Genomic DNA, 21918 nt, shown 5'->3' on the forward strand with positions numbered 1-21918 from the left:
TCTATGGACCTTCTGATTTTTGCCGCGCTGGTGATGGGCGTGTGGGTGCTCAAAAACCGCGACCAGCGCCGTCGCATTGGCTTGCTGGGCAACCACTTGGCGCGTTACGACATCGAAAAACTCATGGAAGGCCTGACCGAGGGCTACCTGCGCGCACTGGGCGAGGCCGATGCCGAGCGCCAGGCCCAGGTATGGAGTTTTCTGGATGCGCAGGAAGTCAAGCTGCGCGACCAGTTCCAGGCCTTTGCCGCCGAGTTTGCGCGTGAGGACGCGGCGCTCACCCGGGTCAGCAAGCTGCCCGTCGCGCTGCCCTTTGCCAGCACCCTGTTTCCCGCGGCCACGTTCGACCTGCGCCAGGCGTTTGCCCTCCATGCCCAAGCAATTGCCGATGCGGTGGACAACCGTGCCCAGCGCAGCCAGAAGGCCAAGGCCTTCACCCTCTCGGCCGAACTGTTCCTGATGCAGCACACCTGCCACTGGTATTGCCGTTCCAAGGCCGTGGCCTCGGCCCGCCTGCTGGCACGGCACAAGACCCCGTATGCGCAGGTGCTGGCGTCGGTGGCACCGGCCACCCGCACACGTTTCGAGGCCTTGCTGCGGGGCGCGTGACCCGGCCGCGCATAATTTGCGCATGTCCAGATCCCGCGCCGCCTCCCTGTCCACCAAGCTGATCCGCATTGGCGCCAGCCTGCTGGTGGTCGCGCTCATGTCGATTGGCCTCACGTTGTGGGTCACTTGGCAGCTGGAGGGGGGAGCGGCCTCGGTCAACGAGGCCGGACGCATGCGCATGCAGGCCTGGCGGCTGGCCAGCGCCTTGCAAGCGGATTTGCCGCGCACGGAGGTGTTGGCTTTGGTGGGGCAGTTTGACCAAAGCCTGGAGTTGCTGCGTACCGGAGACCCTTCCCGCCCGCTGTTTGTGCCCTGGGATACGGGGGTGCGGGGGCGTTTTGTCGCGGTGAACCAGCTGTGGTCCGTGCAGCGCAGCCTGTGGGCAGGGGAGCCGCCGCCCACGGCCAAGGCTTCTTTGTACGCCGCCGAGGAGTTTGTGGCCGCCATCGATGCGCTGGTGCTGGCCATCGAACACCAGCTCGCGCGGCTCACCGCCATCCTCAATCTGTTCCAGTTCGTCATGATGGCACTGGCCATTGGCGGGGCGGTGCTCATGCTCTACACCGGCTACCTGTATGTCATCAACCCGCTGCTGCAGTTGCAACAGGGGCTGCGCAAGGTGGAGACCGGGGACTTCGGCACCCGCATCGAGGTGGACAACCAAGACGAGTTTGGCCAGGTGGCGCAGGGCTTCAACCGCATGTCGACCCAGCTGCAGGCCTTGTACGACGGGCTGGAGGCCCAGGTGGTCGCCAAGACCCAGCGGATCGAGGCGCAGCGCGCGCGCATCGAGGCCCTGTACGAGGTGAGTGCGTTTTTGGCGGGGGCCAATTCCATCGAAGAGATGTCGCGCGGGTTTGCGCAGCGGGTGCGCATGGTGATGAAGGCGGACGCAGTGACGGTGCGCTGGTCGGACGAGGCCAACCAGCGCTACCTCTTGCTCGCGTCCGACTGCTTTCCGCAGGACATGCTGGAGGAAGAACGCAGCCTGCTGGCGGGCGCCTGCGCCTGTGGCAGCCTGCAGCCCGATGCACGCACACGCGTGATCCCCATCCACGACCACACGGCCGCGCCCCTGCGCCGCTGTGTCAAAGCCGGCTACGAGAGCCTGGTGAGTGTGCCGGTGCGCTTGCAGCAGCGCCTGATGGGTGAGATCGACCTGTTCTTCCGCCACACGGTGGAGCTGACCAAAGACGAAGTGGAGCTGCTCGACGCACTGGCCAGCCACCTGGCCAGTGCGCTGGAGGGGCTGCGCGCTGCCGCGCTGGAGCGCGAGGCGGCGGTGGGCGAGGAGCGTGCCTTGCTGGCGCGTGAATTGCACGACTCGATCGCCCAATCGCTGGCTTTTCTGAAAATCCAGGTGCAACTGCTGCGCAGTGCCACCCACAAGGCACAAGCAGAGCAGGTGCAATTGGTGCTGGACGAACTGGATACCGGACTCAAGGAAAGCATCAACGATGTGCGGGAGCTCCTGGTGCACTTTCGCACCCGCACCAATACCGACGATATCGAACCCGCGCTGCAGGAGACCTTGCAGAAGTTCAAGCACCAGAGTGGCCTGACCACGCAATGGCATGTGACCGGGGAAGGGCTGCCCCTGCCCTCTGACGTACAGGTGCAAGTGCTGCATGTGCTGCAGGAGGCGCTCTCGAATGTCCGCAAACACGCGCTGGCCACACAAGTCTCCCTTGAGGTGGTCAAGGGCGAGCGGTGGCGGTTCGCCGTGCACGATGATGGGGTGGGGTTCCAGACATCACACCGGCACGACACGTCCCACGTGGGCCTCAAAATCATGCAGGAGCGGGCGGCCCGCATTGGTGCCACCGTCGAGGTGCAGTCCCGCCCTGGGGCCGGCACCACGGTCAGTCTGGTGTTGCCGGCCCACCCGGTGACGGGGGCCGCGTCGGCACCGGCGCCCTTGCACTGACAATACCGACATGACGCTTATCCGACTGATGGTGGTGGACGACCACTCCCTGTTCCGCCGCGGGCTGGTAGCCCTGCTGTCCCAGGATGGCCGTTTTGAGGTCGTAGCCCAGGCCGCGGACATGGGCGAGGCGCTGCGTTATGCGGGCAGTCAGGCCCCCCAGCTGATCTTGCTGGACAACCACCTGCCCGGGGTGCGCGGGGTGGATGGCATTGCGGCCCTGAAAGAAGCCTTCACCGGTGTGCGCATCCTCATGCTCACGGTGAGCGAGGACGAACAGGACCTGGCCGCGGCCATGCAGGCCGGGGCGGATGGCTACCTGCTCAAGACGGTGGAGTCCGAGCACCTGTGCGACGCCCTGCTCAAGGTCATGGCGGGTGAATCGGTCATCAGCCCCGAGATGATGACCAAGTTTGTGGCCGCCTTCCGGGCCAAGCCTGCGTCGGCGCCCGCTGTGCCCACGCTGGCGGTCGGGCCCGCCCCGGCCGATGGTGGGCTGGAGTGCCTGTCGGCGCGCGAGCGCGAGATCCTGGCGTGTATTGCGCGGGGCGACAGCAACAAACTGATCGCCCGCGCGCTGGACATTGCCGAAACCACGGTGAAAGTGCATGTGCAGCACATCCTGCGCAAGTTGCAGCTCAGCTCGCGGGTCCAGGCAGCGGTCTACGCCACCGCCCGCGGTCTGGTTTGATCCAGATCAGTTTTTCGCCACACTTCTTTCGGACTACTCCTTTAGAACTACGCCGCCTTGTGGCGACATAGTTCTTTGGCGCTGAGCGGCCAGTACCAATGGCGGATGTTCAATCCGCCTCCAAAGCGCGACAGTCATTCCATCCTTAGGAGATGGAATATGGCCTCTGATTTAAGCAACGCACGCAAAGCCTGGTCGGTGCTCATCGTCAGCACACTGGCGTTTACTGTGTGTTTCATGGTGTGGATGATGTTTGGCGTGATCGGTATTCCGATCAAGAAAATGCTGAACCTCAATGCCACCGAGTTCGGTTTACTCACTGCCACGCCGGTGCTCACCGGCTCGCTGATCCGGGTGCCGCTGGGCATCTGGACCGACCGTTTTGGCGGGCGCATCGTCATGGCGGTGCTGATGGCCATTACCGTGCCCGCCATCTGGATGATGGCCTACGCCACCCAGTACTGGCACTTCATCACCATCGGCCTGTTTGTGGGGCTGGCCGGCGGCTCGTTCTCGGTCGGCACGCCCTATGTCGCGCGCTGGTTCCCCAAGGCTAAGCAGGGCACGGCCATGGGTATTTATGGTGCGGGCAACTCGGGCTCGGCGGTCAACAAGTTTGTCGCGCCGGTCATCCTGGTCGCCTTCGGCTGGACCATGGTGCCGCAGGTGTATGCGGCCATCATGCTGGGCACCTTGGTGCTGTTCTGGATGTTCAGCCACAGCGATCCCGCCCACCTGGTGTCCAACAACGTCAGCTTCAAGGAACAGCTCAAGGCCTTGAAGGACCCCAAGGTCATCAAGTACTGCCAGTACTACAGCATTGTGTTCGGTGGCTATGTGGCGCTGGCGCTGTGGATGGTGCAGTACTACGTGGGCGAGTTTGGCCTGGACATTCGCGTGGCCGCCCTGCTGGCCGCTTGCTTTTCTTTGCCCGGTGGTGTGTTGCGCGCCTTCGGCGGCATGTTGTCCGACAAATACGGTGCCCACAGCGTGACCTGGTGGGTGCTGTGGGTGAGCTGGATCTGCCTGTTCCTGCTGTCCTACCCGCAAACCGATTTCACCGTGATGACGGTGAACGGCCCCAGCACCTTCCACATCGGCCTGAACGTCTATGTGTTCACCGGCCTGATGTTCATTCTGGGTATTGCCTGGGCCTTTGGCAAAGCCAGCGTCTTCAAGTACATCAGCGATGACTACTCGCACAACATCGGCGCCATCAGCGGCATCGTGGGCCTGGCCGGCGGCCTGGGCGGTTTTGTGCTGCCCATCCTGTTTGGTGTGCTGATGGACCTGACCGGCATCCGATCCAGCGCCTTCATGCTGATGTACGGCGTGGTCTGGGTGTCGCTCATCTGGATGTATTGGACCGAGGTGCGCAAGGCCCACGTCATGGGTGCACAGGCCAAGAATTTTTCCCTGCAGAACTAGGACACCTTTCATGAACACCAACAGTCCATCCCGCGCAGACATTGCCGACTGGCGCCCCGAAGACGAGCGCTTCTGGGAGAGCACCGGCAAGTCCATCGCCTATCGCAACCTCTGGCTCTCCATCCCGGCGCTGCTGTGCGGCTTCGCCGTCTGGGGCATGTGGGGCATCATCACCGTGCAGATGCTCAACCTGGGCTTCCCCTTCACCCAGGCCGAGTTGTTCACGCTGACCGCCATTGCCGGCATCTCGGGTGCCACCATGCGCATTCCGGCCAGCTTTTTGATCCGCATGGCCGGTGGTCGCAACACCATTTTTCTCACCACCGCGATGCTGCTGGCCCCGGCCATTGGCACCGGCGTGGCGCTGCAGCACCCCGAGTGGCCGCTGTGGGTGTTCCAGCTCATGGCGCTGTGGTCGGGCGTGGGTGGCGGCAACTTTGCCAGCTCCATGTCCAACATCAGCACCTTCTTCCCCAAGCGCCTGCAGGGCACGGCGCTGGGTTTGAACGCAGGTCTGGGCAACTTCGGCGTCACCACCATGCAGATCGTCATCCCCTTGGTGATGACGGTGGGCCTGTTTGGCGCCTTTGGCGGTGAGGCCAAAGCCCTGGTCAAGGACAGCGGCTGGATCTTCGGCAAGATTGCCGCGGGCACTCCCACCTGGATTCAGAACGCCGGTTTTGCCTGGGTGTTGTCGCTCGTTCCCCTGTCCATCCTGTGCTGGTGGGGCATGAACAACCTCAAGACCGTGTCGCCTGCCACCGGCAACCCGGTGGTGGCTTTTGCCAAGATCATCTACCTGTACTCGCTGGCCTTCATCCCGTCCATCGGCATGTTGTACCTGTACCTGCCAGCGCCCACGGGGCTGGGGCTGTTGAACATGTGGGTGGCGATTCCGCTGGACATTCTGGCCGCGGTGCTGATGATGCGCCTGGCTGCCTTTGGTGCCATGCGTGAGAACGTGCAAAAGCAGTTCGCCATCTTCAGCAACAAACACACCTGGAGCATGACCGCACTCTATGTGGTCACCTTCGGCAGCTTCATTGGCTTCTCCATGGCGCTGCCCCTGGCCATCACCGTGATCTTCGGCTTCCAGCACATCCCCGATGCTGCGGGTGTGTTGCAGCACACGGTCAAGAACCCCAATGCGCCGTCGGCTCTCACCTATGCCTGGATTGGCCCCTTTGTCGGCGCTGCCGTGCGCCCCATCGGCGGCTGGATTTCGGACAAGGTGGGCGGTTCCATCGTCACGCAAATCATCTCCGCCATCATGGTGCTGGCATCGGCCGCCGTGGGCTACGTGATGTTGCAGGCCTACCAGTCGCCCACCCCCGAACAACACTTCATGGCCTTCATGGGCCTGTTCATCGTGCTGTTTGCGGCCAGCGGTATTGGCAACGGCTCCACCTTCCGCAGCGTGGGCTTCATCTTCGACCGCCAGCAGGCCGGCCCGGTGCTGGGCTGGACCTCGGCAGTGGCCGCCTATGGCGCCTTCATTGCCCCGGTGCTGATCGGCCAGCAGATCAAGGCAGGCACACCGCAGTACGCCTTCTACGGCTTTGCCGTCTTCTATGCCGTGTGCCTGGTGCTGAACTGGTGGTTCTACCTGCGCAAGGGCGCCGAGATCCAGAACCCCTAAGACCACTGAATTGCTACCAAATGTATAGCTGCTTGCGCATATTCCACCTGGGCTACGGCCCGATTCCATCCAAAAAATCGATTGCAGAGGTATCCCTATGAGCCACTTTCTGGACCGACTGAGCCACTTCTCGGCTCCCAAAGAGGAATTTGCCGATGGCCACGGTGTGGCCACCGGTGAAGACCGGACCTGGGAAGACGCCTACCGCGACCGCTGGGCCCACGACAAGATTGTGCGCAGCACCCACGGTGTGAACTGCACCGGCAGCTGCAGCTGGAAGATTTACGTCAAGGGCGGCATCGTCACCTGGGAAACCCAGCAGACCGACTACCCCCGCACGCGCGCCGATTTGCCCAACCACGAGCCCCGTGGCTGTGCACGCGGCGCCAGCTACAGCTGGTACCTGTACAGCGCCAACCGCGTGAAGTACCCCATGATCCGCGCGCGCCTGCTCAAGCACTGGCGTGCGGCCCTGCTGGTGGCCAAGAGCCCGGTGGACGCCTGGGCCAGCATTGTGGAAAACCCCGAAGCCCGCCTGGAGTGGCAAAAGCAGCGCGGCCTGGGCGGCTTTGTGCGCAGCACCTGGGAAGAGATCAACCAGCTGGTCGCCAGCGCCAACGTCTACACCGCCAAGCAGTACGGCCCGGACCGCATCATCGGCTTCTCGCCCATCCCGGCCATGAGCATGGTGAGCTACGCCGCAGGCAGCCGCTACCTCAGCCTGATTGGCGGCGTGTGCATGAGCTTTTACGACTGGTACTGCGACCTGCCACCGGCCAGCCCCCAGGTCTGGGGCGAGCAGACCGACGTGCCCGAGAGTGCCGACTGGTACAACAGCACCTTCATCATCGCCTGGGGCTCCAACGTGCCCCAGACGCGCACGCCCGATGCCCACTTCTTCACCGAGGTGCGCTACAAAGGCGCCAAGACGGTGGCCATCACCCCCGACTACGCCGAGATCAGCAAACTCGCTGACCTGTGGATGCACCCCAAGCAGGGCACCGACGCTGCCGTGGCCATGGCCATGGGCCACGTCATCCTCAAGGAGTTTTACTTCAACAAGCGCAGCGCGTACTTTGACAACTACGTGCGCCGCTACACCGACATGCCCAACCTGGTGCAGCTCGAAGAGCGCACCCTGCCCGATGGCCGCACGGTCATGGTGCCCGGCCGCTACCTGCGCGCCAGCGACTTCAACGGCAAGCTCGGCCAGGACAACAACCCCGAGTGGAAAACCGTGGCGCTGGACCAGGACGACAAGATGGTGCTGCCCAATGGCTCCATCGGTTTCCGCTGGGGTGCGGCTGAACGCGAGGACCTGGGCAAGTGGAACCTGGAAAACAAAGAGGCCCGGGGAGACACCGAGGTCACGCTCAAGCTCAGCCTGATGGAGGGCGCGCAGCCTGACTTTGAGGTGGGCGAGGTCGGTTTCCCGTACTTTGGTGGCATTGACACCCCCAACTTTGACGCCAACAAGCAAAGCGCCGCCGTGGACGATGTGTTGGTGCGCAAGGTGCCGGTTCGCCGCGTCAAGCTCGGCAAGGCCGGTGAAGAGCGCTACGCCCTGGTGGCTACCGTGTTCGACCTGACCGTGGCCAACTACGGTGTGGCCCGCGGCCTGCCCGGTGAGAACGCTGCACTCAGCTATGACGACGACACCCCGTACACCCCTGCCTGGCAGGAAAAGATCACCGGTGTGAAGCGTGACCAGGTGATTGCCGTGGCGCGCCAGTTTGCCGACAACGCCGACAAGACCCAGGGCAAGAGCATGGTCATCATCGGCGCGGCCATGAACCACTGGTACCACAGTGACATGAACTACCGCGGCATCATCAACATGCTGATGATGTGCGGTTGTATCGGCAAAAGCGGCGGTGGCTGGGCCCACTATGTGGGCCAGGAAAAACTGCGTCCCCAGACCGGCTGGACGGCCCTGGCCTTTGCACTGGACTGGGTGCGCCCACCCCGTCAGATGAACAGCACCAGCTTCTTCTATGCCCACACCGACCAGTGGCGCTATGAAAAACTGGGTGTGGAAGAAATCTTGTCGCCGCTGGCCGACAAATCCAAGTTCGGCGGCAGCCTGATTGACTACAACGTGCGCGCCGAGCGCATGGGCTGGCTGCCCAGTGCGCCGCAGCTGCAGACCAACCCCATGCAAGTGGTGAGGGATGCCCAAGCCAAGGGTCTGGACCCCAAGGACCATGTGGTGCAGTCGCTGAAAGACGGCAGCCTCAAGATGAGCTGCCAAGACCCGGACCATCCTGCCAACTGGCCGCGCAACATGTTTGTCTGGCGCTCCAACATCCTGGGCTCCAGCGGCAAGGGGCATGAGTACTTCCTCAAACACCTGCTGGGCACCACCCACGGCGTGCAGGGCAAGGACCTGGGGGCCGAAGAAGCCAAGCCCACCGAAGTGGTGTGGCACGACCAGGCGCCCGAAGGCAAGCTGGACCTGCTGGTCACGCTGGACTTCCGCATGAGCACCACCTGTCTGTACTCCGACATCGTGCTGCCCACCGCCACCTGGTACGAGAAAAACGACCTCAACACCAGCGACATGCACCCCTTCATCCATCCGCTGTCCACCGCGGTGGACCCGGCCTGGCAGAGCAAGAGCGACTGGGAGATTTACAAGGGCTTTGCCAAAGCCTTTAGCGAGGTGTGCGTGGGCCATCTGGGCGTGGAGAAGGAGGTCATGCTCACCCCGCTGATGCACGACACCCCCGCCGAATTGGCCCAGCCCTTTGATGTGGCGGAGTGGAGCAAGGGCGAGTGTGAGCTGGTTCCCGGCAAGACGGCGCCCAGCATCCAGGTGGTGGAGCGCGACTACCCCAATACCTATGCCCGTTTCACCGCCTTGGGCCCCTTGCTGGACAAGGTCGGCAACGGTGGCAAGGGCATTGGCTGGAACACCCAGACCGAAGTGGCCCAGCTCAAGGAGCTCAATGGCAAGGTACACACCGAGGGTGTGGCCAAGGGCCTGGCCCGCATCGACACCGATATTGACGCCTGCGAGGTGGTGCTGCAGCTGGCCCCTGAGACCAATGGCCATGTGGCCGTGAAGGCCTGGGAGGCACTGGGCAAACAAACCGGCCGTGACCACACCCACCTGGCCCTGCACCGCGAGGACGAAAAGATCCGCTTCCGCGACATCCAGGCCCAGCCGCGCAAGATCATCAGCTCGCCGACCTGGAGCGGCATCGAGAGTGAAACGGTGTCGTACAACGCCGGCTACACCAACGTGCATGAGCTGATCCCATGGCGCACCCTGACCGGCCGCCAGCAGTTCTACCTGGACCATCCCTGGATGATCGCGTTTGGCGAGGGGCTCTCCAGCTACCGTCCTCCGGTGGACCTGAAGACGGTGGGCGACATCATGAACCGCAAGCCCAACGGCAACAAGGAGATCTCGCTCAACTTCATCACGCCGCACCAGAAGTGGGGGATCCACTCCACCTATACCGACAACCTGATGATGCTGACGCTGAACCGCGGCGGCCCGGTCATCTGGCTCAGTGAAGACGACGCCAAGAGCGCCGGCATTGTGGACAACGACTGGGTTGAGCTGTTCAACACCAACGGTGCCATTGCGGCCCGTGCGGTGGTGAGCCAGCGGGTGAACCCCGGCATGGTGATGATGTACCACGCCCAGGAAAAAATCATCAACACCCCGGGTGCCGAGATCACCGGCACGCGCGGCGGCATCCACAACTCGGTCACCCGCATCGTGACCAAGCCCACCCACATGATCGGCGGCTACGCACAGTTCAGTTACGGCTTCAACTACTACGGAACCATCGGCACCAACCGTGACGAATTCGTGGTGGTGCGCAAGATGCGCAAGATCGACTGGCTCGACGGCGAAGCACCCGCAACCACCCAGGCCTGAGGAGAGAAGACTATGAAAGTACGCGCACAAATCGGCATGGTGCTGAACCTGGACAAATGCATCGGGTGCCACACCTGCTCGGTCACCTGCAAAAACGTCTGGACCAGCCGCCCCGGTGTGGAATACGCCTGGTTCAACAACGTGGAAACCAAGCCCGGCATCGGCTACCCCAAAGACTGGGAAAACCAGGACCGCTGGAATGGGGGCTGGGTCCGCAAGGCCGATGGCTCCATCGAGCCTCGCCAAGGCGGCAAGTGGAAGTTGCTCATGCGCATCTTCGCCAACCCCAACATGCCGCAGATTGACGACTACTACGAACCCTTCACCTTCGACTACGACCATCTGCAGACGGCCAAGGAGACCAAGGCAGCCCCCACCGCGCGGCCGCGCTCGCTGATCACCGGCAAGCGCATGGAAAAAATCGAGTGGGGCCCCAATTGGGAAGAAATCCTGGGTGGCGAGTTCAGCAAACGCAGCAAGGACGCCAACCTGGCCAACTTCGACCAGATCCAGAAGGACATGGTGGGCCAGTTTGAGAACACCTTCATGATGTACTTGCCCCGCCTGTGTGAGCATTGCCTCAACCCGGCGTGTGTGGCCAGTTGCCCCAGTGGTTCCATTTACAAGCGCGAGGACGACGGCATTGTGCTGATCGACCAGGACAAGTGCCGCGGTTGGCGCATGTGTGTGTCCGGTTGTCCCTACAAGAAGATTTACTACAACTGGCAGACCGGCAAGGCCGAGAAGTGCATCTTCTGCTACCCCCGCATCGAGGCTGGCCAGCCCACCGTGTGCTCCGAGACCTGTGTGGGCCGCATCCGTTACCTGGGGGTGGTGTTGTACGACGCCGACCGTATTGCAGAGGCTGCCAGTGTGGAAAACGAAAAGGACCTGTACCAGGCCCAACTCGACATCTTTCTGGACCCTCGCGACCCCGAGGTGATTGCACAGGCGCGCAAGGATGGCATTCCCGAGGCGTGGCTGGAAGGCGCACGCAAGAGCCCGGTTTACAAGATGGCCGTGGAGTGGAAGGTGGCGCTGCCCCTGCACCCCGAGTACCGCACGCTGCCCATGGTGTGGTATGTGCCACCACTCTCGCCCATCACGTCCGCCGCCAACGCGGGCCACATCGGCCCCAACGGCGAGTTGCCCGACATTGCCCAGATGCGCATTCCTGTGCAGTACCTGGCCAACCTGCTGACTGCGGGCGATTGTGGTCCGGTGGTGCGGGCGCTGGAGCGCATGCTGGCCATGCGCGCCTACCAGCGCAGCAAGCATGTGGACCAGATCGAAAACCTGGCCGTGCTGCAACAGACGGGCTTGACGGTGGCCGAGGTGGAGGAGATGTACCAGATCATGGCGATTGCCAACTACGAAGACCGCTTCGTGATCCCCACCAGCCACCGCGAGTACGCAGAAAACGCGTTTGACCTGCGCGGCGGTTGCGGCTTCTCGTTTGGCAATGGTTGCTCGGACGGAGCGTCGGAGACCAGCCTGTTCAGTGGTAGCAAGGCGCGCACCATTCCTATCAAGTCAATGCTTTGATCCAGGAGAACTGCATGAAAGACAACCGTTATTCCCTGCGCGCCCTGGCGCTGCTGCTGGGCTACCCCAATGCGGCCCTGCGCGACCAGTTGCCTGCCCTGATGGAGGCACTGGACCAGGAGGGCGCTGTGCCCGCCGAGCGCCGTGCCGAGCTGCGCAGTCTGGCCGCCGAGCTGTCCCGCGGTGACCCGCTGGAGGTGGAGGCCCAGTATGTGGAGACCTTCGACCGGGGCCGCGCGACCTCCTTGCATCTGTTTGAGCATGTGCACGGTGATTCGCGCGACCGAGGCCCCGCCATGGTGGACCTGGCGCAAACCTACGACAAGGCCGGCCTGCAGCTGTCGCCCGACGAGCTGCCCGATCACCTGTGTGTGGTGCTGGAGTTCGCGTCCACCCAGCCACCTGCCGTGGCACGGGATTTCCTGGGCGAGATGGCCCACATCCTCCAGTCCATCTTCAGCGCGCTGCTCAAGCGCAACAGCCCTTATGCCGCTGCGGTAGCCGCCGTGCTGGAGCTGTCTGGCCAGCGCGTGCAGGCCGTGCCCTTTGCGGCGGACGAGCCACTGGACGAAAGCTGGGCCGAGCCCGAAGCGTTTGATGGCTGCAGTACCAAGGGGCAGGCCCGCCCGGGCGACGCCCAGCCTATCCATATCGTGCGCAAAGCCCCGGCTGCGCAAGGAGTCTCTGTATGAACTACCTCGACAACTTCCTCTTCGGCATTTACCCCTACATTTGTTTGAGCGTTTTCCTGCTCGGCAGCCTGCTGCGCTTTGACCGCGACCAGTACACCTGGAAGAGCGATTCTTCGCAGCTGTTGCGCGCTGGGCAGTTGCGCTGGGGCAGCAACTTGTTCCACGTCGGCGTGCTGTTCCTGTTCTTTGGCCACAGCTTTGGCATGCTGACACCGCACTTTCTGTATGAGCCCTTCATCACCGCCGGTGCCAAGCAGCTGGTGGCCATGGTGTCGGGCGGGGCGTTTGGTTTGCTGGGCTTCATTGGCGTCAGCCTCTTGCTGCACCGTCGCCTGAGCGATGAGCGTATCCGTGCCAACTCCAAGACCAGTGACATCGTGCTGCTGGTACTGCTGTGGTTGCAACTGGCCCTGGGCCTGGCCACCATTCCGCTGTCGGCCCAGCACCTGGATGGCGGCATGATGATGAAGCTGGCCGAGTGGGCCCAGCGCATCATGACCTTGCGTGCCGGTGCGCCGGAGCTGCTGGCCGAGGCGGGTTGGATCTTCAAGGCACACATGTTCCTGGGCATGTCCATCTTTTTGATCTTCCCGTTCACCCGTCTGGTGCATGTGTGGAGCGGCTTTGGCACCGTGGCCTACTTGGTGCGCCCTTACCAGTTGGTGCGCAGCCGTCGCATTGGCATGACGCCGCGTGAGCCCATGAGCCGCAGCCACACCCACCGCTGAAAGGACCACTCCATGAACGCCTCCACCTCTCCATCCAGCGGCTGCGGCAGTGGCAGCTGCCAGTGCGCCACGGCTGCAGCGGCCCTCAGTGCGGCCCCCGTGGCCAGCATCAATGGCATCAGCTTGCACGCGCCGGGTGAGCAGCCCGAACCGCAGGCCCTGCAGGAGCTGGCCTACACCGAGCTGTTGCGCCAACAGGCCGTGCAGGCGGGCCTCTTGCCACGCAGCACGGGCTTGGTCACACCAGTGCTCAGCGAAGCGGAGCGCACCGTGCTGGAAGACATGGTGGACGCTGCGGTCAGCAGCCCCCAGCCCACCGACGAAGAGTGCCAGCGCTACTACACGGCCAACAAGGCGCAGTTTGTGGTGGGGCAGGCGGTGCATGTGCGGCACATCCTGTTTGCCGTCACCCCCGGGGTGAATGTGCATGCCCTCACAGTGCGGGCCGAAAAAGCCCTGATCGAGTTGCTGGCCAAGGACGTGGCGCCCGACCGGTTTGCCACGCTGGCGGGAGAGTTGTCCAACTGCCCCACCAGCACCCAGGGGGGGGATCTGGGCTGGCTGCAGCCGCATGACTGCGCGCCCGAGCTGGCCAATGAGTTGTTCCACCAAACCCAGCAGGGCCTGGGCTTGGGGGTGCACCCGCGGCTCATCCACACGCGCTTTGGCTTTCACATCATCCAGGTGCTGGGCAGCCGAAAGGGCAAGCAGGCGCCGTATGAAGAGGTGCGCGAGCGCATTGCTGCGCAGCTCACCCTGCAATCGCGTGCCAAAGCCCTGCACCAGTACATGAGCTTGCTGGTAGGTCAGGCGCTGGTGGAGGGTGTGGCCCTGGAGCGTGCCGATTCTCCCCTGGTGCAATGAACGTTGCGACGACAGCCCCTGACGAACTGCTGTTGCGGCTGCGTCGCTTCCATTCCAACTACTTTCCGCTGCACCAGCAGCGCTTCCAGGACCTGGTGGCGCAGGGGCAGCACCCCAAGACCCTGTTTATTGGCTGCTCCGACTCGCGCCTGGTGCCCTACCTGCTGACGGGTGCTGGCCCCGGCGAGCTGTTCATCGTGCGCAACGTCGGGGCCCTGGTGCCGCCGTACGATGGCTCACACGGCTTGCACGGCACCATGGCGGCGATTGAGTATGCGGTGCTGAGTCTGCATGTGGAGCGTGTCATCGTGTGTGGTCACAGCCACTGCGGCGCCATCCGCGCGGCCTACGAGGGCGTACCCGAAGAAGCCCGGGCGCTACAGGCTTGGCTCAAGCTGGCGCAAGAAGCTTTGTTGCCGGTACAAAGCAGTCCCGAAGCCCTGTTGCGCACCGAGCAACGCAGCGTGGTGCTGCAGTTGGAGCGCCTGATGGACTACCCCATGGTGCGTCGTGAAGTGGAGGCCGGCCGCCTCACGCTGCACGGTTGGCACTATGTGATTGAGGAGGGCGAGATCCATGTGTTCGACGCCCAGCAGGCCGGTTTTGTGCCGGCCTCCATGGCGTCCAACAGCGGCACCGGCCCTTACCAGCCCTATGTGGAATATGACGGGCAGACCTTTACCGTACCCGCGGAGGAGTTGCCATGAGTGACCCCGCCAGCCTGCGTGCACAGCAGCAACGCTATGCGCAGTTGCCCTTGGTCTATGCCTGCTCGGGCTGCTCCAGTGCCGCCCAGCTGTCCAACCAGATGGCCTTGCGACTGGACCATGCGGCGTTGGCCGAGATGTCTTGCATTGCCGGGGTGGGGGCGGGCATCAAGCCGCTGGCGCGCACGGCCCAGTCCGGCCGCGCCATCCTGGCACTGGACGGTTGCCCGCTGCACTGTGTGCGCCATGCGCTGGCCCAACAGGGCGTGGTGCCCACGGTGCATGTGGACTTGTCAGAGCACGGCGTGCGCAAGGACCTGCACCGCCTGCCCAGCAACGCCGAGGCCGAAACCGCCTGGTCCACCGTAGTGCTGCCAGCCCTGCATACCCTTGTTCACCGGTGCCCGCGGGCACCCTCTCTCAGTAAGGATTTCGTTTCGTGACTTCTGTTTCTGCCCCTGCCTTGGACACAAGGCCCCAACCCATCAGCCAGGACGTGCTGGCCGAAAAGTACCTCAAAGTTGGCGAGACCTGCGCCGATGATGTGTACCGCCGTGTGGCGCGTGCCTTGGCGAGTGCCGAGGTGCCTGCGCAGCGCCCCCACTACGAGGCCCTGTTTCTGGACAACCTGCGCGCCGGGGCCATTGGTGCGGGCCGCATCATGAGTGCGGCGGGCACCGGCATCCAGGCCACGCTGATCAACTGCTTTGTTCAACCCGTGGGCGATTGCATCCAGGGCCAGGATGACGCAGGCTACCCCGGCATCTACGAAGCCCTGCGCGAGGCGGCCGAGACCATGCGCCGCGGCGGTGGCGTGGGCTACGATTTTTCACGCATCCGCCCGCGCGGCGCGGATGTGAAAGGCACGGCCTCGCTGGCCTCGGGACCGTGCAGCTACATCAATGTGTTTGACCAGTCCTGCTCCACCGTGGAGAGTGCGGGCGCGCGGCGCGGCGCGCAAATGGGCGTGCTGCGCATCGACCACCCCGATGTGCAGGAGTTCATCACCGCCAAGCGCACGCCCGGGCGCTGGAACAATTTCAATGTCTCGGTCGGGGTGCCCGATGCCTTCATGCAGGCCCTGCAGGCCGATGCCCCGTGGGAACTGGTGCACCGCGCCAAGCCGGGAGCCAGTTTGCTGGCCCAGGGCGCCCACCAGCGCAGCGATGGCCTGTGGGTCTACCAAACGCTGGCGGCCCGCACGCTGTGGGACACGGTGATGCGCTCCACCTACGACTTTGCCGAGCCCGGCATTCTGTTTTTGGACCGCATGAACCAGGACAACAACCTGGCCTACTGCGAAACCATAGAAGCCACCAACCCCTGTGGCGAGCAGCCGCTGCCCGCCTATGGCTGTTGTGACCTCGGGCCCATCATCCTGCCGCGTTGTGTGCAGCACCCGTTTGGGGCGGGTGGCACGGCGGCCTTTGACTTTGCGGCGTTTGCCCAACTGGTGGCGCTGCAGGTGCGTGCGCTGGACAATGTGCTGGATGTGACGGTGTGGCCGCTGCCCCAGCAGCAGGCCGAGGCGGCTGCCAAGCGCCGCATCGGTGTGGGGTTCACCGGACTGGGGGATGCCTTGTGCATGCTGGGTCTGCGCTACGACAGCGCAGAGGGCCGCGCGATGGCCGTGCAAATCGCCACCTGCATGCGCGACAGTGCCTACGCGGCTTCGGTGGCGTTGGCGCAGGAGAAGGGTGCCTTTCCCCGGTTCGAGGCCGACGGCTACCTGGCTGAAGGCACCTTTGCCAGCCGCCTGCCAACCAGCCTGCAGGCCGACATCCGGGCGCACGGCATCCGCAACAGCCACCTGCTCTCCATTGCCCCCACTGGCACCGTGAGCCTGGCCTTTGCGGACAATGCCTCCAACGGCATCGAGCCCGCGTTCTCCTGGACCTACACGCGCAAGAAGCGCGAGGCCGATGGCAGCACCAGCGAATACGCGGTGGAAGACCATGCCTGGCGCGTCTACCGTGCGCAGGGCGGGGATATGAACCAGCTGCCCGAGAGTTTTGTGTCCGCGCTGGAGATGGCGGCGGCCGACCACATTGCCATGATGCAGGCGGTGCAGCCGCTGGTGGACACGGCGATCTCCAAAACCGTGAACGTGCCGGCCGACTATGCCTACGAGGACTTCAAGGGCCTGTACCTGCAGGCCTGGCAGGCGCGGCTCAAGGGCTTGGCGACCTACCGGCCCAACGCCATCCTCGGCTCGGTGCTGCAGGTCACGCCTGCATCCACAGAGAGTAAGCCCGTAAGCGATCCTGATTCGATAGCTGTTGGCGCAGATCCCATGCGGGCTGTGATCGAAAAACGCCCCAAAGGTGCGCTGGCGGCCGTGGCCGAGAAGGTGGAGTACTGGACCCAGGAGGGCCACAAGACCCTGTACTTGGTGGTGTCCTTTCTGCCCCTGCCCACGCCGGTGGGCAAGGGCACGCTGGAGCGCGCCATCGAGTTCTTCATGCCCCTGGGGCAGAGCGGGGAGTCGCAGCAGTGGATCACTTCCAGCATGCGCATGCTCTCGCTGGCGGCGCGTGGCGGCTTTCTGGAGCGGGCCCTGCGTGACATGCGCAAGGTGGCCTGGGACCGGGGCCCCGTGCGCCTGGGCCACTACACCAAGCAGGACGGCAGCCAGGTGCCTTTGTGGCATGACTCCGAGGTGGCCGCCATTGCCTATGCGCTGCAGCAAATCATTGCGCAGCGCCAACAGCACGCTGCTGCGCTGCACGCCACCGACGATGCAGACGAGGACGACGATGACGACGGGCTGGGCCTGAGCACCCCGTCCGCCAGCCCGGTCATGGTGGGCAAGAAGTGTGGTGAGTGCGGTGCCTACGCCGTGATCCGCAAGGACGGTTGCGACTACTGCACCCAGTGCGGCCATGTGGGAACCTGTGGATGAACCTCCACACGAATTGGCGCTTGCGCCATTTGCTGCTGGCTCCGCACCGCCTGGGCTTCTTTCTGGCCATGGTGCTGCTGTGGTCCGCCAGCCTGTGGTGGGCGCTGGTGCAGATGGACCGGGTGACGGGGGCTTTCGGGTTGGCGTATGTGGTGTCGCCCTCGCTGGTGCATGGGGCGGTGATGACCTTTGGCTTCTTCCCTTTGTTCTTCTCTGGCTTTCTGTTCACCGCGGGTCCCAAATGGCTGGGTGTGGCGCCGCCCACGGCTGCGCAACTGCTGCCCCCCTTGCTGCTGCAGGCCGGGGGCTGGTTGCTGTGGCTGGCTGGCGTGCATGTGCACCCGGTGATGGGGCTGGGCGGCATGGCGTTGGCGCTTGGCGGGCTGCTCTGGATGAGCGCCATGTTTTGGCGCCTGTTGGCGCGCAGCCAGGTGGTGGATACCGTGCATGCGCGGGTGATTGCCCAGGCCTGCGGCGTGGGCTGCGCCAGCCTGGTGGGCCTGGCCGTCAGCGTGTGGGCCGGCGCCGATGCCGTGGCGCTGGCCTGTGTGCTCACTGGCCTGTGGGGCTTTGTGGTGGCGGTGTACGTGGTGGTGGCCCACCGCATGATTCCTTTTTTCACCTCCAGTGCCATGCCGCAGGTGGCCACCTTGCGGCCGTTTTGGGCGTTGGGCTTGATGCTGTCGGTGGTGGTGTTGGAAGTGCTGGCCGTCTGGCTGGACCTGCTGCAGCCTGCGGGCACTGCCTGGGGCACGGTGTGGCTGCTATTGCGGGGCACCCTGGAACTGGCGGCGGGTGTGGTGCTGCTGTGGTTGGCCTATGTATGGGGCTTGGTGCAAAGCTTCAAGAACCGCTTGCTGGCCATGCTGCACATTGGCTTTGTGTGGTTGGGCGTGGCGCTGCTCTTGGCCGGTGCCAGCCAGTGGCTGAGCTGGGTGAGCGGCACACCGGTGTTGCCGCTGGGGGCCCTGCATGCGCTCACCATGGGCTGTCTGGCCTCGCTCATGTTGGCCATGGTGACCCGCGTGTCGGCGGGGCACAGTGGTCGCGCTTTGGTGGCCGATACGTGGGTATGGTCACTTTTCCTGTTGTTGCAGCTGGCCACGGCATTGCGTATTCTGGCCGCGGGCGTTGCCATGTGGGGCGCAGCCACGCTGGCAGTGGTGGCATGTGTGTGGCTTGCGGTCATGGCCCTCTGGGGGGGCAGGCTGGTGGGCTGGTATGGTCGGCGGCGCGGCGACGGGCGCCCCGGATAGGTAAAAAAACCAAGGACCTCGGTGATGATTTCCAATTTTGATGAATTGCTGCAGGCAGCACGTTCCCAACCCACGGCGCAGCGCCTGCTGCTGGTGTTTGCGGGGGCCGAGTTGCCCGAAGACGCTGACGACGCGCAGCGCGCCCGGTACCAGTCGGGGCAGGGGGGCGCACTGGTGCCCCTGATGTGTGTGGACAAGGCGGTTGAAGAGGTGGTCTCTTTCGCGGCACTGGCGCAGGAAGCCACGCAGTTTGGCCCGCCCTGGGCGATGGTGTTTGCCGCAGCCTTGTCGGGCCAAGGTCAGCAGGCGCCAAGTGCGGAGGACGCCGCGCCCTTGCTGCAGCGCATGGTGGAGGCCATCCAGCGTGGGGAGATTGCGGCCTACATTCCGTTCAACCCGCAGGGTGAGGCGGTGCAGCTTGGCTGAGGCCTTGCTCCCTCTGGCACCGCAGGCCGGTTTTGAGGCCCCGTTTGAACTGCTGCAGGCTTGCCACGAGCGGGTGCAGCGCAGCCTGGCGCTGATGGCGCGCCTGCAGCAGCACCTGCTGGAGGTTGGCTGTGACGACAATGCGCGCCAGGCCGCACGCGATGTGCTGCGCTACTTCGATGTGGCAGCGCCCCTGCACCACCAGGACGAAGAGCTGCATGTGTTTCCTCCCCTGCTGCTGGGCGCCGACGCGGGCTTGCGCACCCTGGTGCGCACTCTCATGCAAGACCACCGCGACATGGAGGTTGCCTGGGGCCATGCCCGCGAAGTCCTGCTGGCGATTGCCGAAGCTCGCTTGGGGGTGTTGGCCCTGAGTGTCAGCCAGACCGGGGCGCTGGATCAGTTTGCCGCCTTGTATGGCCAGCACATCGCGCATGAGGAGGGGCTGGCCTACCCGGCTGCGCAGGCGGTGTTGTCCGGCACGGCGCTGCACGCTATGGCGCAGGACATGATGCAACGCCGCGGGGTGCGAACCACTTGAGGGACAAGGGCCGTGAAATGGGGGCATGGGCGCGGGCTTGGCGATATCTATGCGTTTCGCGCATAATTGCGCCCCATGGAAACCAAATGGCTTGAAGACTTCGTGTCTCTGGCTGAGACCCGCAGTTTCAGCCGCTCCGCGCAATTGCGCCACGTTACCCAGCCTGCGTTCTCGCGGCGTATTCAGTCGCTGGAAGCCTGGGCCGGCACCGATCTGGTGGACCGCAGCAGCTACCCCACGCGCCTGACCCCGGCGGGCGAGACCCTCTACGACCAGTCGCTGGAAGTGCTGCAGGCCCTGCAAAGCACGCGCGCCATGCTGCGTGGCCATACCACCGCTGCGCAGGACGTGGTGGAGTTTGCGGTGCCGCACACGCTGGCCTTCACCTTCTTCCCGGCCTGGGTGTCCGAGTTGCGCGAGAAATTTGGTCCACTCAAGAGTCGGCTGATCGCGCTCAATGTGCACGATGCCGTGATGCGCCTGGTGGAAGGGAGCTGTGACCTGCTGATCGCCTACCACCACCCCTCGCAGCCCTACCAGTTGGACGCCGACCGTTACGAGATGGTGAGCCTGGGCGAGGAGGTGGTGGCGCCGTACTCCAAACCTGACGCCGATGGCCGCCCCCTGTTTTCCCTGCCTGGCAAGGTGGGCCAGCCTTTGCCCTATCTGGGTTATGCGCCTGGTGCCTACCTGGGGCAGATGGTGGAGCTGATCCTCAAGCAGGCCGATGTGGCCATCCACTTTGACCGGGTGTACGAGACCGATATGGCCGAAGGCCTGAAAGCCATGGCCCTGGAAGGCCATGGGGTGGCGTTTCTGCCCCATAGCGCCGTGAAGAAAGACCTGCGCGCCAAGAAGCTGGTGAGCGCCTTGCCGGCCCCGATGAAGGGCCTGAACATCACCATGGAGGTGCGCGCGTACCGCGAACGGCTCTCCAGTCGCGAGGCGGCCCGCGGCCTGAGTGCTGCCCAGCGTGCCCAAACCCGCACGCCCAAGGGCTCGGCCCAGGCCCTGTGGGACTATCTTTTGACCCAGGGTAGCGCGGCATAGAAGTTGCATTCCAGTTTTGCATGCCGCCCCAAGCAATCGGCATTGGCGGCGGAACATGGGGCTGGCTAGAGTGGCCAGCTTCGGTCCACAAGGTCGTTGGAGTCTGTATGCAAAACAATGGTTGGCGCCTATTCGGCATCGTAAGTGTGGCAGTTTTGGCCGCTGGGGGCAGCTATGCGGGCGTGCTCGACCGGATCGCGTCGGGCGGGGCACTGGTGGTGGCGCACCGCGAGTCGTCCATTCCCTTTTCCTACCTCGACAGCAAAAAGGAAGCGGTGGGCTACGCCGTGGACCTGTGCCTCAAGCTGGCAGAGGCGGTGCGCAAGAAAACCGGTGCCAAAGCCATGCCGGTGGAGCTCTTGCAGGTCACGCCAGCCAACCGCATTGCGATGGTCGAAACCGGCAAAGCCGATCTGGAGTGCGGCTCCACCACCAACAACGCGGAACGGCGCCAAAAGGTGGCTTTCACCATTCCCCACTTCATCACCGGTGCGCGCATGCTGGTGCGCACCGAGAGCAAGATCGAGCGTATTGAAGACCTGTACGGCAAGAAGCTGGTGTCGACCAAAGGCACCACGCCGCTGAAGGCTGCCGAACAGGCCAACCGCGAGCGCCTGTTGCACATCACCATTCTGGAAGCCCCGGACCACGCCAAGGCCGTGGAAATGGTGGAAAAAGGCGAGGCCGACGCCTTTGTGATGGACGACGTGCTGCTCTACGGCCTGGCTGCCAACCGCGCCAAGCCCGAGGCTCTGAAAGTGGTGGGCAAATTCCTCACCACCGAGCCGCTGGCCATCATGCTGCCCAAGAACGACCCGGAGTTCAAAAAGCTTATCGACGAGGAAATGCGCCGCCTGATCGTGAGCAAGGAAATTCAGCCCATCTACGACAAGTGGTTCCTCAAGGCCATCCCGCCCAACGACAAGCCGCTGAACCTGCCGGTGAGTTACCTGCTCAAGGACTTCTGGAAGTACCCCAGCGACTTCGTTCCGTTCTAGGTCTGCCTGGGCGCAGGGGCGGC

At 63.9% G+C, this 21918-nt stretch carries 18 protein-coding genes; all 18 read left to right on the forward strand.

All coding sequences use genetic code 11. From position 1 onward, the window contains the following. The first annotated feature begins 3 nt into the window (after nt 1-3). The 18 genes from AC3WS7_RS07375 (at nt 4) to AC3WS7_RS07460 (ending at nt 21895) form a co-directional block, all read left to right on the forward strand. Nucleotides 4-609: a hypothetical protein gene (locus AC3WS7_RS07375; protein WP_296467548.1), complete on the forward strand. Its 606-nt coding sequence runs from the start codon at nt 4-6 to the stop codon at nt 607-609. 22 nt (nt 610-631) lie between these two features. Beyond that, entirely contained in the window at nt 632-2536 is a 1905-nt protein-coding gene (locus AC3WS7_RS07380; protein ID WP_492655902.1) for a type IV pili methyl-accepting chemotaxis transducer N-terminal domain-containing protein, read from the forward strand. Between the two features lie 10 nt (nt 2537-2546). Then, on the forward strand, nt 2547-3227 hold the full coding sequence (locus tag AC3WS7_RS07385; protein WP_296467542.1) for a response regulator: 681 nt from the start codon (nt 2547-2549) through the stop codon (nt 3225-3227). Between the two features lie 159 nt (nt 3228-3386). Next, nucleotides 3387-4655 carry an MFS transporter gene (locus AC3WS7_RS07390; protein WP_296467538.1) on the forward strand — a complete coding sequence of 423 codons (1269 nt, stop codon included), beginning with the start codon at nt 3387-3389 and terminating at the stop codon, nt 4653-4655. Nucleotides 4656-4665: 10 nt separating this feature from the next. Continuing rightward, on the forward strand, nt 4666-6294 hold the full coding sequence (locus AC3WS7_RS07395) for an MFS transporter (protein ID WP_296467535.1): 1629 nt from the start codon (nt 4666-4668) through the stop codon (nt 6292-6294). A 97-nt stretch (nt 6295-6391) separates the two neighbouring features. Beyond that, on the forward strand, nt 6392-10186 hold the full coding sequence (locus tag AC3WS7_RS07400) for a nitrate reductase subunit alpha (RefSeq protein WP_492655903.1): 3795 nt from the start codon (nt 6392-6394) through the stop codon (nt 10184-10186). A 12-nt stretch (nt 10187-10198) separates the two neighbouring features. Then, complete coding sequence (narH, locus tag AC3WS7_RS07405) at nt 10199-11731, forward strand: nitrate reductase subunit beta (RefSeq protein ID WP_492655904.1); 1533 nt, start codon at nt 10199-10201, stop codon at nt 11729-11731. Between the two features lie 14 nt (nt 11732-11745). Further along, complete coding sequence (gene narJ, locus AC3WS7_RS07410) at nt 11746-12423, forward strand: nitrate reductase molybdenum cofactor assembly chaperone (RefSeq protein ID WP_296467526.1); 678 nt, start codon at nt 11746-11748, stop codon at nt 12421-12423. Beyond that, a complete protein-coding gene (narI, locus tag AC3WS7_RS07415) occupies nt 12420-13151 on the forward strand; it encodes a respiratory nitrate reductase subunit gamma (protein WP_296467523.1) in 732 nt (243 codons plus the stop codon). Before narJ ends, narI begins: the two co-directional genes overlap by 4 nt. A 12-nt stretch (nt 13152-13163) precedes the next feature. After that, nucleotides 13164-14015 (forward strand): peptidylprolyl isomerase, encoded by an 852-nt coding sequence (locus AC3WS7_RS07420; RefSeq protein WP_492655905.1) that lies wholly within the window; start codon nt 13164-13166, stop codon nt 14013-14015. Then, the gene (locus AC3WS7_RS07425) at nt 14012-14722 is read left to right on the forward strand and encodes a carbonic anhydrase (RefSeq protein WP_296467517.1); all 711 of its coding nucleotides are present in this window, start codon (nt 14012-14014) and stop codon (nt 14720-14722) included. The genes AC3WS7_RS07420 and AC3WS7_RS07425 overlap by 4 nt, the downstream gene beginning before the upstream one ends. After that, nucleotides 14719-15165 carry a putative zinc-binding protein gene (locus AC3WS7_RS07430; protein WP_492655906.1) on the forward strand — a complete coding sequence of 149 codons (447 nt, stop codon included), beginning with the start codon at nt 14719-14721 and terminating at the stop codon, nt 15163-15165. The genes AC3WS7_RS07425 and AC3WS7_RS07430 overlap by 4 nt, the downstream gene beginning before the upstream one ends. Beyond that, nucleotides 15162-17624 carry an adenosylcobalamin-dependent ribonucleoside-diphosphate reductase gene (locus tag AC3WS7_RS07435; RefSeq protein ID WP_492655907.1) on the forward strand — a complete coding sequence of 821 codons (2463 nt, stop codon included), beginning with the start codon at nt 15162-15164 and terminating at the stop codon, nt 17622-17624. Before AC3WS7_RS07430 ends, AC3WS7_RS07435 begins: the two co-directional genes overlap by 4 nt. Continuing rightward, entirely contained in the window at nt 17621-18880 is a 1260-nt protein-coding gene (locus tag AC3WS7_RS07440) for an NnrS family protein (RefSeq protein WP_492655908.1), read from the forward strand. The genes AC3WS7_RS07435 and AC3WS7_RS07440 overlap by 4 nt, the downstream gene beginning before the upstream one ends. A gap of 21 nt (nt 18881-18901) precedes the next feature. Beyond that, a complete protein-coding gene (locus tag AC3WS7_RS07445) occupies nt 18902-19306 on the forward strand; it encodes a ribonucleotide reductase subunit alpha (RefSeq protein WP_492655909.1) in 405 nt (134 codons plus the stop codon). Beyond that, entirely contained in the window at nt 19299-19847 is a 549-nt protein-coding gene (locus AC3WS7_RS07450; protein ID WP_492655910.1) for a hemerythrin domain-containing protein, read from the forward strand. The genes AC3WS7_RS07445 and AC3WS7_RS07450 overlap by 8 nt, the downstream gene beginning before the upstream one ends. Before the next feature lie 75 nt (nt 19848-19922). Then, a complete protein-coding gene (locus tag AC3WS7_RS07455) occupies nt 19923-20897 on the forward strand; it encodes a LysR substrate-binding domain-containing protein (RefSeq protein WP_296467498.1) in 975 nt (324 codons plus the stop codon). 107 nt (nt 20898-21004) lie between these two features. Then, complete coding sequence (locus tag AC3WS7_RS07460) at nt 21005-21895, forward strand: amino acid ABC transporter substrate-binding protein (RefSeq protein ID WP_492655911.1); 891 nt, start codon at nt 21005-21007, stop codon at nt 21893-21895. Nucleotides 21896-21918: the final 23 nt, after the last annotated feature.

Source organism: Rhodoferax sp. EU05-FHT12H12 (assembly GCF_058791215.1).